Annotated in this window: 11 protein-coding genes; 9 read left to right on the top strand and 2 right to left on the bottom strand. The window is 62.5% G+C overall.

All coding sequences use genetic code 11. From position 1 onward, the window contains the following. Window positions 1-10 precede the first annotated feature (10 nt). Both B3M58_RS20750 and B3M58_RS20745 read left to right on the top strand, forming a co-directional pair. On the top strand, window positions 11-955 hold the full coding sequence (locus tag B3M58_RS20750; RefSeq protein WP_296222113.1) for a choline ABC transporter substrate-binding protein: 945 nt from the start codon (window positions 11-13) through the stop codon (window positions 953-955). Between the two features lie 230 nt (window positions 956-1,185). Next, window positions 1,186-2,046, top strand: coding sequence for a glycine betaine ABC transporter substrate-binding protein (locus tag B3M58_RS20745; RefSeq protein WP_296222112.1), 861 nt, complete (start codon window positions 1,186-1,188; stop codon window positions 2,044-2,046). Window positions 2,047-2,179: 133 nt separating this feature from the next. Here B3M58_RS20745 and B3M58_RS20740 read toward each other — a convergent pair whose 3' ends face one another. Continuing rightward, window positions 2,180-3,181: a hypothetical protein gene (locus B3M58_RS20740; protein WP_296222109.1), complete on the bottom strand. Its 1,002-nt coding sequence runs from the start codon at window positions 3,179-3,181 to the stop codon at window positions 2,180-2,182. Between the two features lie 179 nt (window positions 3,182-3,360). On the opposite strand from B3M58_RS20740, the gene B3M58_RS20735 reads away from it, so the two are divergent. From B3M58_RS20735 to B3M58_RS20710, 6 genes are all read left to right on the top strand, one after another. After that, window positions 3,361-4,158 (top strand): alpha/beta fold hydrolase, encoded by a 798-nt coding sequence (locus tag B3M58_RS20735; protein ID WP_296222106.1) that lies wholly within the window; start codon window positions 3,361-3,363, stop codon window positions 4,156-4,158. Window positions 4,159-4,329: 171 nt separating this feature from the next. After that, window positions 4,330-4,920, top strand: a complete 591-nt coding sequence (betI, locus tag B3M58_RS20730) for a transcriptional regulator BetI (protein WP_296222105.1) — start codon at window positions 4,330-4,332, stop codon at window positions 4,918-4,920. 329 nt (window positions 4,921-5,249) lie between these two features. Beyond that, window positions 5,250-6,722 (top strand): betaine-aldehyde dehydrogenase, encoded by a 1,473-nt coding sequence (gene betB, locus B3M58_RS20725; protein WP_296222103.1) that lies wholly within the window; start codon window positions 5,250-5,252, stop codon window positions 6,720-6,722. Between the two features lie 143 nt (window positions 6,723-6,865). Beyond that, on the top strand, window positions 6,866-8,548 hold the full coding sequence (betA, locus tag B3M58_RS20720) for a choline dehydrogenase (RefSeq protein WP_296222102.1): 1,683 nt from the start codon (window positions 6,866-6,868) through the stop codon (window positions 8,546-8,548). An 864-nt stretch (window positions 8,549-9,412) separates the two neighbouring features. Further along, window positions 9,413-10,792, top strand: coding sequence for an ATP-dependent RNA helicase DbpA (gene dbpA, locus B3M58_RS20715; protein ID WP_296222100.1), 1,380 nt, complete (start codon window positions 9,413-9,415; stop codon window positions 10,790-10,792). Window positions 10,793-10,844: 52 nt separating this feature from the next. Continuing rightward, entirely contained in the window at window positions 10,845-12,080 is a 1,236-nt protein-coding gene (locus B3M58_RS20710; protein ID WP_296222098.1) for a diguanylate cyclase domain-containing protein, read from the top strand. A gap of 13 nt (window positions 12,081-12,093) precedes the next feature. Here B3M58_RS20710 and B3M58_RS20705 read toward each other — a convergent pair whose 3' ends face one another. Further along, complete coding sequence (locus tag B3M58_RS20705; protein WP_296222096.1) at window positions 12,094-12,834, bottom strand: substrate-binding periplasmic protein; 741 nt, start codon at window positions 12,832-12,834, stop codon at window positions 12,094-12,096. A gap of 363 nt (window positions 12,835-13,197) precedes the next feature. Here B3M58_RS20705 and B3M58_RS20700 point away from each other — a divergent pair, with 363 nt between their 5' ends. Then, window positions 13,198-13,746 (top strand): hypothetical protein, encoded by a 549-nt coding sequence (locus tag B3M58_RS20700; RefSeq protein WP_296222094.1) that lies wholly within the window; start codon window positions 13,198-13,200, stop codon window positions 13,744-13,746. The last annotated feature ends 99 nt before the right edge of the window (window positions 13,747-13,845 follow it).

Genomic DNA, 13,845 nt, shown 5'->3' with positions numbered 1-13,845 from the left:
GGAGTCGCAGATGAACCAGATGAAGACAATCGCGGGTGTTGCTCTGTTGTCCTGCGCGCTGATGCAGAGCGCCTGGGCGCAGGAGCCGGAAAGCTGCAAACAGGTGCGTTTCGCGGAAATCGGCTGGGCCGACATCGCCGCCACCACCGGCGTAGCGATGACCCTGGTCGAAGGCCTGGGCTACCAGCCGCGCAAGATCATGGCCTCGGTGCCGATCGCCTTCACCGGGGTGAAAACCGGTCAGGTCGACGTCTTCCTCGGCTACTGGGCGCCGTCGATGGACGCAGTGATCGAACCGTTCACCAAGGACGGCGGGGTCAAGGTGCTGCCGACCGCCAACCTCGAAGGCGCCAAGTACACCCTCGCCGTGCCGACCTACGCTGCCGAGGCTGGGCTGAAAAGCTTTCAGGACATCGCCAAGTTCAAGGATCAGCTGGACGGCAAGATCTACGGCATCGAGCCGGGCAACGACGGCAACTTGCTGATCGACAAGATGATCAAGGGCGACCAGTTCGACCTCGGCAGCTTCCGCATGGTCGAGTCCAGCGAAGCCGGCATGCTGGTGCAGGTGCAGCGCGCGGTGAAGAAGAAAGAACCGGTGGTCTTCCTCGGTTGGGCACCGCACCCGATGAACACCCAGTTCGACATCACCTACCTGTCTGGTGGCGATGAGGTGTTCGGCCCGGACTACGGCGCCGCCAAGGTCTACACCGTGGTGCCGCCGGACTACGAAGCGCGCTGCGCCAACGTCGGCAAGCTGCTGAACAACCTGCAATTCAGCGTCGAGATCGAAAGCCAGCTGATGGAGAAAGTGCTGGAGAAACAGAACCCGACCGACGTGGCGAAAAACTGGATCAAGGCCAACCCGGGCGCCCTCGACAAGTGGCTGGCCGGCGTCACCACCTACGACGGCCAGGACGGCGTCGCCGCAGTGAAGAAACACGTCGGGCTCTAATAAGCCCGGCACCAATCAAGCCCGCCCCGGAACCCGGAGCGGGCTTGAGAAAAGCCGCTGTATAGCCGCTGCTGGGCGCTCTGCGAGCACCCTGCACAGGCACGGCTTTCCTCGCGAACCGGCATCGGCACATGCCATGCCCCGCGCACGCCGGTTAACGCAAGGCCCGCAATCAGAACGAGCCAGTAACACAGCCAAACTGCCACTCTCACTGATGGAGCAATTGACCTATGCGCAACTTGAAAACCCTCTGCCTGCAAGGCCTCGGCGTCGCCGCCCTGGCGCTGGGCATGTCCACCGCGATGGCGGCGGACAAACCCTCGCTGAAAATCGGCTACGTCAACGGCTGGGACGACAGCGTCGCGGTAACCCACGTCGCCGGTGAAATCCTCAAAAGCAACCTCGGTTACAGCGTCACCCTGCAACCGGTCGAGCCGGCCATCATGTGGCAAGGCGTGGCCCGTGGCGACCTCGATGCCACCCTCTCCGCCTGGCTGCCCGCTACCCATGGCGAATACTTCGAGAAGCTCAAAGACAAAGTCGTGGTACTCGGCACCAACTACCAGGGCGCGAAAATCGGCCTGATCGTGCCGGACTACGTCGCAGCCAAGACCATCGAAGACCTCAACACCTACAGCAAGGAATTCGACGGCAAGATCACCGGCATCGACGCCGGTGCCGGCGTGATGCGCCGCGCCGAAGAAGCGATCAAGGAATACAACCTGAGCGAGATCAAGCTGATGCCAAGCTCCGGTCCGGCCATGGCCACCGCCCTGACCCGTGCCGAAAAAGACCAGAAAGCCATCGTCGTCACCGGCTGGATTCCACACTGGATGTTCGCCAAGTGGAAACTGCGCTTCCTCGAAGACCCGAAGAAAGTCTTCGGCGATGACGAGCGCGTCGACACCGTCGCCAACCCAGGCCTGGCAACCAAAGCCCCGGACGCCGCCGCCTTCCTGAAGAAAATCTCCTGGAGCGGTGAAGAAGTCGGCTCCGTCATGCTGGCCATCCGCGAAGGCGCCAAGCCGGAAGATGCCGCCAAGGACTGGGTCGCCAAAAACCCCGAGCGCGTCGCCAGCTGGCTGCAATAAGCGGTTCTCAGCAAGACGATAAAAAGCGGGCTTCGGCCCGCTTTTTCATGGCGCCGGGAAGATGATCCGGCGCCATTGAACCACGCGCCTGAGGAGACCAAGCGGAACCGGCACACTCTCCATGCCGACACGTTTACATCGTGTAGAACGCGGGTTTCAACTGCCCTCGCAGGGCATCCCAATTTTCCTCGACGAACTGCAAAAACACCGCAACGCCATACACCACCGATATGGTTTCGCGCTTATTATTCAGCGCATCGATCAGAGACTGGTTGTCTTCAATCTCCCCCTCCAACTTATTAATTTTCCTGAGGATGACCTTTCGGTAATCCTCGAGCGTCATCCCCCGCACCCCGCTAGCTTCTTCATCCAACCGTTTCAATTGCCCTGCGAATAGAGGTAGTAATTCCTCTGTCGCCACTGCCTTTATCTGGTTCACACTTTCTTCGAGCTCACGAAGTTGATCGAGCCGATATAGTTCAAGCGACTCTTGGTTGATCCCTACCCCCAATACAGCCAGTTGCGACTTTGCTTGCTCAACACTTGCCTTGCAGGCTGCAAGGGTTTCTCTCTCTTGCCTATCCAGAACACAGGTAAGCAGGACACTGGCGGCATAGGTCGGCGGCGTCTTGCCGATATCGGGAAATGGATTGGTCACGAAACCCACCTTGGCATCCACGGCCAGAGCGCCCAGCCCATTGAAGTACTCAACAACACGGTAGATATTCAGGGCGTTGGGCCGGAAATGGCCGCTGTGCGCATGCACCAGCTTGATCTTGCCTTTCGACACCATGATCTCGCCGGCACCCTTGGCAAACTTCCCCACAAATGAAGAGTGGGCCACCCGGTCCGCTTTATTGAAGTGATTGAAAATATAGACTCTGTCGTCAGCCGCGATCACAAAGGCCGCCATGCCACTCTTGTCATGCGATTGCGCGAGAATTGTCGAACTTAGCCTGACCCCCTCCACATTCAGCAAATAGCCACCCGCAATACGGTACTCATAGCGCCTCAACTCTTCTTCGGTAAATCGCCTTGTGCCCTGCTGGACATCCAGCACGAGGTTTCCCTGAGTGATCGCTAATAGCTTTCCTTCTTCGAAGAGTCCTTTAAAAAAATCCCTGAGCTTGGACACAATCCCTCTCCCTTTTTGAGTTGCTGGAGGGAGCATAGAACATGGCTCCATGCTGGATTGATGGCGTAGCAAGTGCTTCATCTCAGAAACAGGGGACGCAGAAAAGCAGACGGATTGATTTATCCCTCTGCGCCTGCACTAAAGTTATCCCACTACCTGCCTCGCGCCGAGGGCTGACCATGCAGCCTCTACTGCCCTTCTTTCGCGAAGCCGGCACTGGCCCTGGGGTCGTGTGCCTGCACGCGAATGCCAGTACCTCCAGCCAGTGGCGGCCGTTGATGGCGGCCTTGGCCGACAGGTTCCATGTGCTGGCCGCCGACTCGCTGGGTGCGGGCCAGAGCCCGGCCTGGCCTGCCGAGCGGCGGGTTTCGCTGCACGATGAGGTGGCACTGCTTGAGCCGGTATTCGCCCGCGCCGGCGCCCCCTTTGTGCTGGTCGGCCACTCCTACGGCGCCGCAGTGGCATTGCTCGCGGCGCTGGCGCAGCCCCAACGGGTGCGCGCCTTGGCCTTGTATGAACCGACGCTGTTTGCGCTGCTGGATGCCGAAGCGCCACCGCCGAATGCCGCCGACGGCATTCGCGCGACCGTGGTGGCCTCGGCGGCGGCGCTTGAGGCGGGCAACCCTGAGCGCGCCGCCGAGTGTTTTATCGACTACTGGATGGGCACGGGTGCCTGGGCGCAGATGCCGGCGTCACGTAAAACCGCCATTGCCGCCTCGGTGGCCAATGTGCGCGGCTGGGCCGGGGCATTGCTCAACGAACCGACGCCGCTCGCCGCGTTTGCCGCGCTGCCGATGCCCGTGCTCTACCTGGTCGGCCAACACTCACCCGCCTCGTCGCGCGGTGTGGCCCGCCTGTTGACCCAGGTGCTGCCGCAGGTGCGGGTGGTCGAATTCGAGGGCCTGGGCCACATGGGCCCGGTTACCCACGCGAACACGGTCAACGCCGCCATTGCGCACTTCCTCGATGCACTGTGACGACAGCGCTGCATGCCCGCTGTAGCACTGGGCTGAAGCGCCGTACGGCCAGTGAATCCACAATTTAGACCGACGGGTCGTCCGCTAAAGCGTCATGTTTGATTGATCGATCAATAAAAACCGTCCTAGACTGCGCCACCCAGGGAACGCCTTTTATCGACGGAGATACCGATGCCCAAGGTCGGAATGCAACCGATCCGCCGCTCGCAACTGATCGCGGCCACGCTCGAAGCGGTCGATCAGGTCGGCATGAGCGATGCCAGCATCGCCTATATCGCCCGCCTCGCGGGGGTGTCCAATGGCATCATCAGCCACTATTTCCAGGACAAGAACGGCCTGCTCGACGCCACCATGCGCCACTTGATGCTGGCCTTGAGCGATGCCGTGCGCGCACGGCGCAAGGTGCTCAAGGACGACAGCCCGCGCGCGCATTTGCGCGCGATCATCGCTGGCAACTTCGACCACACCCAGGTCAGCGGCCCGGCGATGAAGACCTGGCTGGCGTTTTGGGCCACCAGCATGCACCAGCCCTCGCTGCGCCGCCTGCAACGGATCAACGACCATCGCCTGTATTCCAACCTGTGCGGGCAGTTCCACCGGGTATTGCCGCAACCCCAGGCACGCGCCGCGGCCCGTGGCCTGGCCGCGCTGATCGATGGCCTGTGGCTGCGCGGCGCGCTGTCCGGCGAGGCCTTCGACACCCAGCAAGCGCTGCAGATAGCCTACGACTACCTCGACGTGCAATTGGGCAAGGCCGCCTAAGGTAGCCGACAAGCCATAGGTTGGGTCGGGCCGCACGGGCCCCAACGACCTCGCGCTCAATCCAATCCCCTAACTTCCCGCCTCACCTCAAGCCAGCCCCTCGCCTTCTGGGACGAACGACTGATGCGCGTCGTATTCGGATCGGCCCTCGTCGCTCTCAGAAATCTTTATTGATTGAACAATCAATAAAGATAAAGTAGGCTTTTTTCGATCAAATCGGCTGCACCCCGCGCTTTTCTACACCCCATTGCCACGCCGATTCACCGACCCAGGCGCCACGACACGGCTGCTCCGCCTTGCGCAATCACCTTCAAGAGGACACTCACTCCATGGCCCGATTCGACGAACAGAAGCTCTACATTGGCGGCCGCTACGTGGAAGCCAGCAGTGGCAGCACCTTCGAGAGCATCAATCCGGCCAACGGCGAAGTGCTCGCCCAGGTACAGCGCGCCAGCAAGGACGACGTCGAGCGGGCCGTGGCCAGCGCCACCGCCGGGCAGAAAGTCTGGGCAGCGATGACCGCCATGCAGCGCTCGCGCATCCTGCGTAAAGCCGTGGACATCCTCCGCGCGCGCAACGATGAGCTGGCCGAGCTGGAAACCCTCGATACCGGCAAGCCGCTGTCGGAAACCCGCTTCGTCGACATCGTCACCGGCACCGACGTGCTGGAGTACTACGCCGGCCTGGTGCCCGCCATCGAAGGCCAGCAGATTCCGCTGCGCGAAAGCAGCTTCGTCTACACCCGCCGCGAGCCGCTGGGCGTGGTCGCCGGCATCGGCGCGTGGAACTACCCGATCCAGATCGCCCTGTGGAAGTCCGCGCCGGCCCTGGCCGCCGGCAACGCGATGATTTTCAAACCCAGCGAGGTCACCCCGCTGTCGGTGCTCAAACTGGCGGAAATCTATACCGAAGCCGGCCTGCCGGACGGCGTGTTCAACGTGCTCACCGGCAGCGGCCGCGAAGTCGGCCAGTGGCTGACCGAACACCCAGGCATCGAGAAGATTTCCTTCACGGGCGGCACCAGCACCGGCAAGAAAGTCATGGCCAGCGCCTCCAGCTCGTCGCTCAAGGAAGTCACCATGGAGCTGGGCGGCAAGTCGCCGCTGATCATCTGCGAAGACGCCGACCTCGACCGCGCCGCCGACATCGCGGTGATGGCCAACTTCTACAGCTCCGGCCAGGTCTGCACCAACGGCACCCGCGTGTTTATCCCACGCATGCTGCAAGCGCGCTTCGAGAGCAAGGTGGCCGAGCGGGTCAAGCGCATCCGCCTGGGCAACCCGCAAGACGAAACCACCAATTTCGGCCCGCTGACCAGTTTCGCCCACATGGACAGCGTGCTCGGCTACATCGCAACCGGCCGCCAGGAAGGCGCACGCCTGCTGATCGGCGGCGAACGCGTCAGCACTGGCGACTACGCCAAGGGCGCCTACGTCGCGCCGACCGTGTTCACCGACTGCACGGACGAGATGACCATCGTGCGTGAGGAAATCTTCGGCCCGGTGATGAGCATCCTGGTCTACGACAGCGAAGAGGAAGTGATCCGCCGCGCCAACGCCAGCGACTACGGCCTCGCGGCCGGCGTGGTGACCCGCGACCTGGCGCGCGCGCACCGCATGATCCACCAGCTGGAAGCCGGCATCTGCTGGATCAACACCTGGGGCGAATCGCCGGCCGAGATGCCGGTCGGCGGTTACAAACAATCCGGCGTCGGCCGTGAAAACGGCCTGAGCACCCTGGAGCATTACACCCGAATCAAGTCGGTACAGGTCGAACTGGGCGGCTACACCTCGGTGTTCTGAGCCTGTTCGCGCCGTCGTAGGGCGGACCTGCCGCGAGGCTTGTCCGCCATCCAGGCCGCCGTGGTGGACAAGGCTTCGCCATGTCCACCCTACCCACGCACAACTCGTCGCCCGCCTTGCTCCGGGCTACAGAGGTAAGCCCCATGTCCCAAGAGTTCGACTACATCATCATCGGTGCCGGTTCGGCCGGTAACGTATTGGCCGCCCGCCTGACCGAGGACGCCGAGGTCAGCGTGCTGCTGCTGGAAGCCGGCGGCCCGGATTACCGCCTCGACTTCCGCACCCAGATGCCCGCCGCTCTGGCCTTCCCGCTGCAAGGCCGGCGCTACAACTGGGCCTACGAAACCGAGCCGGAACCGCACATGAACAACCGCCGCATGGAGTGCGGGCGCGGCAAAGGCCTGGGCGGCTCATCCCTGATCAACGGCATGTGCTACATCCGCGGCAACGCCATGGACTACGACGGCTGGGCCAAGGAAAAGGGCCTGGAAGACTGGAGCTACCTGGATTGCCTGCCCTATTTCCGCAAGGCGGAACGCCGCGACAGCGGCGCCAATGCCTACCACGGCGGCGACGGCCCGGTCAGCGTGACCACGCCGAAAAGCGGTAACAGCCCGCTGTTCCAGGCGATGATCGAAGCCGGCGTGCAAGCCGGCTACCCACGCACCGACGACCTCAACGGCTACCAGCAGGAAGGCTTCGGCCCGATGGACCGCACCGTCACCCCGCAGGGCCGCCGCGCCAGCACCGCGCGCGGCTACCTCGACCAGGCGCGCGGCCGCTCGAACCTGACCATCGTCACCCACGCGCTCACCGACCGCATTCTGTTCAACGGCACACGCGCCGTCGGCGTCGACTACCTGCACGGCGACAGCGACAGCCCGACCAGCGTGCACGCACGGCGCGAAGTGCTGCTGTGCAGCGGCGCCATCGCTTCGCCGCAAATCCTCCAGCGCTCCGGCGTGGGCCCGGCATCCTTGCTGCGCGACCTGGACATTCCGGTGGTGCACGACCTGCCGGGCGTCGGCGAGAACCTTCAGGATCACCTGGAGATGTACCTGCAATACGCCTGCAAGGAACCCGTCTCGCTGTACCCGGCGCTGAAATGGTGGAACCAGCCACTGATCGGCGCCAAGTGGATGTTCCTCGGCCAAGGCATCGGCGCCAGCAACCAGTTCGAGGCCGGCGGGTTTATCCGCTCGAGCGCCGAGTTCGAGTGGCCGAACATCCAGTACCACTTCCTCCCGGTGGCGATCAATTACAACGGCAGCAACGCGGTCAAGGAGCACGGTTTCCAGGCCCACGTCGGCTCCATGCGCTCGCCCAGCCGCGGGCGTATCCAGCTGAAATCGAAAGACCCGCGCCAGCACCCGAGCATCCTGTTCAATTACATGAGCCATGCGCAGGACTGGCAGGAGTTCCGCGACGGCATCCGCATCACCCGCGAGATCATGGCGCAATCGGCGCTCGACCCGTTCCGTGGTCGCGAACTCAGCCCCGGCGCCGAAGTGCAAAGCGACGCCGAACTGGACGCCTTCGTCCGCGAACACGCGGAAACCGCCTTCCACCCGTCCTGCTCCTGCAAGATGGGCACGGACGACATGGCGGTGGTCGATGGCCAAGGCCGCGTACACGGCCTGCAAGGGCTGCGGGTGGTCGATGCGTCGATCATGCCGCTGATCACCACCGGCAACCTCAACGCGCCGACCATCATGATGGCCGAGAAAATCGCCGACAAAATCCGCGGCCGCGCCCCACTGCCGCGCAGCACCGCGCCGTACTACGTGGCAGGCGGCGCACCAACGCGCGGCACCGCGCAACGCTGAAGCTTTACCAGAGCGCCGCCGTAGGGTGGACATGGCGCAGCCTTGTCCACCACCAGCACGCAAACGGCGGACAAGCCTTCGGCATGTCCGCCCTACCAACCGATGGCTCTCGGAACCGCTGCGCCCCACCACCGCGCAATGCTGAAACTTTGCCAGATCGTCGCCGTAGGGTGGACATGGCGCAGCCTTGTCCACCGCCTACACGCAAACGGCGGACAAGCCTTCGGCATGTCCGCCCTACCAACCGATAGCGTTCGGGAACGCTGCGCCCCACCAACGCACGGCACCGCGCAACGCTGAAGCTTTACCAGATCATCGCCGTAGGGTGGACATGGCGCAGCCTTGTCCACCGCCTACACGCGAACGGCGGACAAACCTTCGGCATGTCCGCCCTACAACCCGATAGCACTCGGAACCGCTAAGCCCCGCCGCCGCACGGCACCCCACAACGCTGAAACTTTGCCAGAGCGTCGCCGTAGGGTGGACATGGTGCATGCCTTGTCCACCACCAGCACGCAAACGGCGGACAAGCCTTCGGCATGTCCGCCCTACCAACCGATAGCACTCGGAACCGCTACGCCCCACCGCCGCACGGCACCCCACAACGCTGAAGCGTTGCCAGATCATCGCCGTAGGGGGGACATGGCGCAGCCTTGTCCACCGCCTACACGCAAACGGCGGACAAGCCTTCGGCATGTCCGCCCTACCAACCGATAGCGCTCGGGAACGCTGCGCACGCCAGGGTGGGTATCGCTGCGTTTAACGCCATCGCCGCAAGACAAGCCACGCTCCCGGTCGCGCCACCTCATGTCGGCGCCACGCGCCTGTTACACTGCGCGCCATTCCGTTTAGCAGGCCTGTCCCGTGACCAACACCGCGTTCTCCTCACTGCCGCTGTCCGCCGCCATGCTGGCGAACCTCGAGTCCCTCGGTTATACCGCGATGACCCCGATCCAAGCGCAGAGCCTGCCGGTGATGCTCAAGGGCATGGACCTGATCGCCCAGGCCAAGACCGGCAGCGGCAAGACCGCGGCCTTCGGCATCGGCCTGCTCAACCCCTTGAACCCGCGCTACTTCGGCTGCCAGGCTCTGGTGCTGTGCCCAACCCGTGAGCTGGCCGACCAGGTAGCCAAGGAAATCCGCCGCCTGGCGCGCGGTGCCGACAACATCAAAGTGCTGACCCTGTGCGGCGGCGTATCCTTCGGCCCGCAAATCGGCTCGCTGGAACACGGCGCGCAGATCATCGTCGGCACTCCGGGGCGGATTCAGCAGCACCTCAGCAAAGGCACGCTGAAGCTCGACGGCCTCAACACCCTGGTGCTCGACGAAGCCGACCGCATGCTCGACATGGGCTTCTACGACAGCATCGCCGAGATCATCGGGCAGACCCCGAGCAAGCGCCAAACCCTGCTGTTTTCCGCCACCTACCCGGCCGGCATCAAGCAGCTCAGCGCCACCTTCATGCGCAACCCGCAGCAGGTCAAAGCCGAGGCCATGCACGACGACACGCAGATCGAGCAGCGCTTCTACGAAATCGCCCCCGAAGAACGCCTCGACGCGGTGGTCAAGCTGCTCGCCAGCTTCCGCCCGCAATCCTGCGTGGCCTTCTGCTTCACCAAGCAGCAGTGCCAGGAAGTGGTCGACCACCTCGCCGCCAACGGCATTTCCGCCGCAGCGCTGAATGGCGACCTGGAGCAACGCGACCGCGATCAGGTGCTGGCGATGTTCGCCAACCGCAGCCTGTCGGTGCTGGTAGCCACCGATGTCGCCGCGCGCGGCCTGGACATCGACGCCCTGGACATGGTGATCAACGTCGAACTGGCGCGCGATTCGGAAATCCACATCCACCGCGTCGGCCGCACCGGGCGCGCCGGCGAAAAAGGCATGGCCATGAGCCTGGTCGCACCCGCCGAAGGCCATCGCGCCCAAGCCATCGAGACCTTGCAGCAAAGCCCGCTCAACTGGCACCCGCTGAACAGCCTCAAAGCCAAAGCCGGCGAGCCGCTGCAACCGCCGATGATCACCCTGTGCATCGGCGCCGGACGCAAAGACAAACTGCGCCCCGGCGACATCCTCGGCGCGCTCACCGGCGATGCTGGCATTCCTGGCGCCCACGTCGGCAAAATCGCGATCTTCGACTTCCAGGCGTTTGTCGCCGTCGAGCGCAGCATGGCCACGCAAGCGCTCAAGCGCCTGAGCGATGGCAAGATCAAAGGCCGCTCGCTACGCGTACGCACGCTATAAGTTAACGGACAGGCACGCCGCACGGAGGCGGCCACAGGTACAGGAGGTTCCAGTGCGCACTATTCTGGTCATCGAAGACAGCCCCTTGGTGCTGAAAATTCTCGACCACCTGTTCCGTCAGGAACACGACCTGCAACCGATCTTCTGCGCCTCGCTGGCCGAGGCCGAAGTGATGCTGGAAACCTCCGCCAGCCTGTTCTTCGCCGCCATCGTCGACCTGCACCTGCCGGATGCGCCGAACGGCGAGAGCGTCGACCTGGTGATGCAGTACAACCTGCCGTGCATCGTGCTCAGCGGCTCCTACAACGAGCAGCGGCGCGACGAGCTGTTGCTCAAGGGCGTGGTCGATTACGTGCTCAAGGAAAGCCAGCACTCCTACGAGTACGCCTTCCGCCTGCTGCACCGCCTGGAAAGCAACAGCCAGGTAAAGATCCTCATCGCCGAGGACTCCGAAGCCACGCGCCACTACATCCGCCACGTGCTGACCCCGCACCGCTTCCAGATCATCGACGCCCGCGACGGCGACGAAGCCCTGCAGATTCTCCAGGCGCAGCCAGACATCGACCTGCTGGTGGTTGACCACAGCATGCCCGGGCTCAGTGGCTTCGAACTGGTCAAAGTGCTGCGCCAGCAGATGAAGCGCAGCGAACTGATCATCCTCGGCCTGTCCGCCGATGCCAAAGGCTCGCTCAGCGCCAAGTTCATCAAGCACGGCGCCGACGATTTCCTGCGCAAGCCATTCTGCCCGGAAGAACTGAATTGCCGGGTCATGTCCACGCTGGAACGCCGCGACCTGCTACGCGCCCTGAAACAAGCCGCGCAATTCGATGCGCTGACCGGCCTGAACAACCGCCGGGCCTTTTACGAACAGGGCCTGAAACAGTTCCAGCAGGCGCAACGTGGCGGTCATACGCTCAGCGTGGCCATGCTCGACCTGGATTTCTTCAAACGCATCAACGACGAACACGGCCATGCCAGCGGCGATGCGGCGCTGATCGCCTTCGCCCGCGCCTTCACCCACGCCTTTCCCGATGCACTGATCGGCCGCCTCGGCGGCGAAGAGTTCGCCATGATCAGCCAACAGAACGGCGCCAGCCTGAGCCAGGCCCTCGACCGCCTGCGCGAGCAGTGCGCCAGCCTGAAATACGCCATCGGCGCACCGCCCCTATCGTTTAGCGCCGGCATCTACCACGGCCCCCCGGACGACCTCGAAAGCCTGCTGCACGAAGCCGACCAGCGTCTCTATCAGGCCAAACGCCAAGGCCGCGGGCGCAGCCACTGGCAGTAAACTCGCCGCGCCGCTACAACCCGTGGCGCTGCAATATCTCGGCATAGCTGCCATCGGCGCGCATCGCCTCGATGGCCCGATTAAAGGCCTCGGCGATTTGCCGATACTCGGGGTGCAAGCGGCTCACCAGAATATGCAAGCCGTTCTCGCTCAAGGGCTGCGGCAAAAACTCCAACTCATCGCGGATGCCGCTCAACTCGCGGCCCAAGTGATAACGCGCGACAAACTCGTCTTCCAGGGTCAACCCAACGCGCTTGGCGTGCAGCATCCGCGCGCCGGTTTCGAAGCTGAGCACACCGACCTTGCTGAGCCGAGTATCCTGATCGAACTCGCTGGAATAGGCATAGCCGCGCACCACCGCGATGCTGTACGGATACAGATCGGGTAACTGCTCGAATTTGATATTGGCGCCCTTGCGCTGCAAAAACCGAATACGGTTGATCAGATACGGCTGGGAATAGTAGCCAAAGGTCGCGCGCTCATCGCTGTACCAGGCATTGATCAGCACATCGTAATCGGCCCGCTGCAAACCACGCACCGCCCGTTCCCACGGCACCTCGACATAGCTCGTGACATAGCCGGCACGGGTCAATGCCGTGCTGACCAGATCCGAGGCCACACCGTTGTTCAGCAAGGTCTGATCATTGAACGGCGGCCAAGGATCGGCCACCAGACGCAAAGTCTGCGCCGCCACGCCCAACGGCAGTAACGACAGCAAAACCAGCGCCAAGCAGCAGGTACGCAGTCCATTCATCGAGGGCTGTCCGTAAAGGTCGAAGAGTTAAGCCTAGCCGCGACTGGTGAACCGGGGCGATTTAGTCGGGGCCATAACTGCTTCAAATCTGAAACAGCTACATCACTAACCCCGAGCAGGCGTATACGCCATCGCCCACAGCTTTACAGCCCAAACAGACAACGGCAAGCATTGGACAAAGCGTCAGCGACTGACTAGCGTCGCTAAAACAGCTAATTGCAATTTTTCATTGACCGGGTATAGCACTCTTACCATCGCCACGCCCTCGCCAGCGACCATCTGACAGTAGGCTGCATTACCCGGAATTTGGGCGTGTGCTGGTAACGAGCAATCATCTAAACACCAGTGTGCTGGGAGGTTTATATGACCAATGCAGAGTGGATCACCTTAATAATTGGCAGCAATGCCCTTACCCTAGCGGCCGCCACGTTCATAGCCGCGCAAATGGATAAAGGCAGACTGGGAAAGATCGAATTATTGGAGCTCCGCGAGCGCGAACGCGAGCAAACAATCGCAGCACTGTCCCGCAGGGTCACAGACCTTGAGGCTCACCGCCAAGACATGCTTGAAAAACTGCAATCCACCGAAGCCGAGCGACGCACACTCGTCGCGACGATAAAACGCATAAAAGCAGTCTTGCTCAGCCATGGCGTCAAACAGAAAAAGCTGATCAACACCCTGAACAACTACTCCACCACTACCGCCAAAGCAGAAGAAGCATTGCTGACTATTGGCAGACTGCTGCATGGCAAGAACACCGTCAGCGAGAGCGACTTCATCGCGCTGAAAAACAAACTGGCGTCCGTCGAAAACTCGATCCACATCGTGTCCAGCGCGATCGAAACCATGAAAGTCAAAATTGAAGGCTTAGGCATCAACCTTGAGGGTGCTGAGGTTCTGCTCGATCGATAATAGTGGGGACTCAAACCCTGGCCACGCTGTAGTTCGCGCAGCGGGGCCAAGCGTTCAATCGATCACGTGGATCAGCATTGTTATCGGCCTTATTCCGCT

Origin of the sequence: Pseudomonas sp. UBA2684, assembly GCA_002354655.1 — a bacterium.
In the GTDB taxonomy this organism is placed as follows: Bacteria; Pseudomonadota; Gammaproteobacteria; order Pseudomonadales; family Pseudomonadaceae; genus Aquipseudomonas.
This window is presented reverse-complemented; position numbering and strand designations above follow the sequence as displayed.

What these genes read in the sequence shown, in the direction of transcription:
- B3M58_RS20705 (WP_296222096.1), bottom strand. Translation starts at nt 12,834, where the DNA reads ATGAATGGACTGCGTACCTGCTGCTTGGCGCTGGTTTTGCTGTCGTTA.
- B3M58_RS20750 (WP_296222113.1), top strand. Translation starts at nt 11, where the DNA reads ATGAACCAGATGAAGACAATCGCGGGTGTTGCTCTGTTGTCCTGCGCG.
- betA (WP_296222102.1), top strand. Translation starts at nt 6,866, where the DNA reads ATGTCCCAAGAGTTCGACTACATCATCATCGGTGCCGGTTCGGCCGGT.
- betI (WP_296222105.1), top strand. Translation starts at nt 4,330, where the DNA reads ATGCCCAAGGTCGGAATGCAACCGATCCGCCGCTCGCAACTGATCGCG.
- B3M58_RS20745 (WP_296222112.1), top strand. Translation starts at nt 1,186, where the DNA reads ATGCGCAACTTGAAAACCCTCTGCCTGCAAGGCCTCGGCGTCGCCGCC.
- B3M58_RS20735 (WP_296222106.1), top strand. Translation starts at nt 3,361, where the DNA reads ATGCAGCCTCTACTGCCCTTCTTTCGCGAAGCCGGCACTGGCCCTGGG.
- B3M58_RS20700 (WP_296222094.1), top strand. Translation starts at nt 13,198, where the DNA reads ATGACCAATGCAGAGTGGATCACCTTAATAATTGGCAGCAATGCCCTT.
- betB (WP_296222103.1), top strand. Translation starts at nt 5,250, where the DNA reads ATGGCCCGATTCGACGAACAGAAGCTCTACATTGGCGGCCGCTACGTG.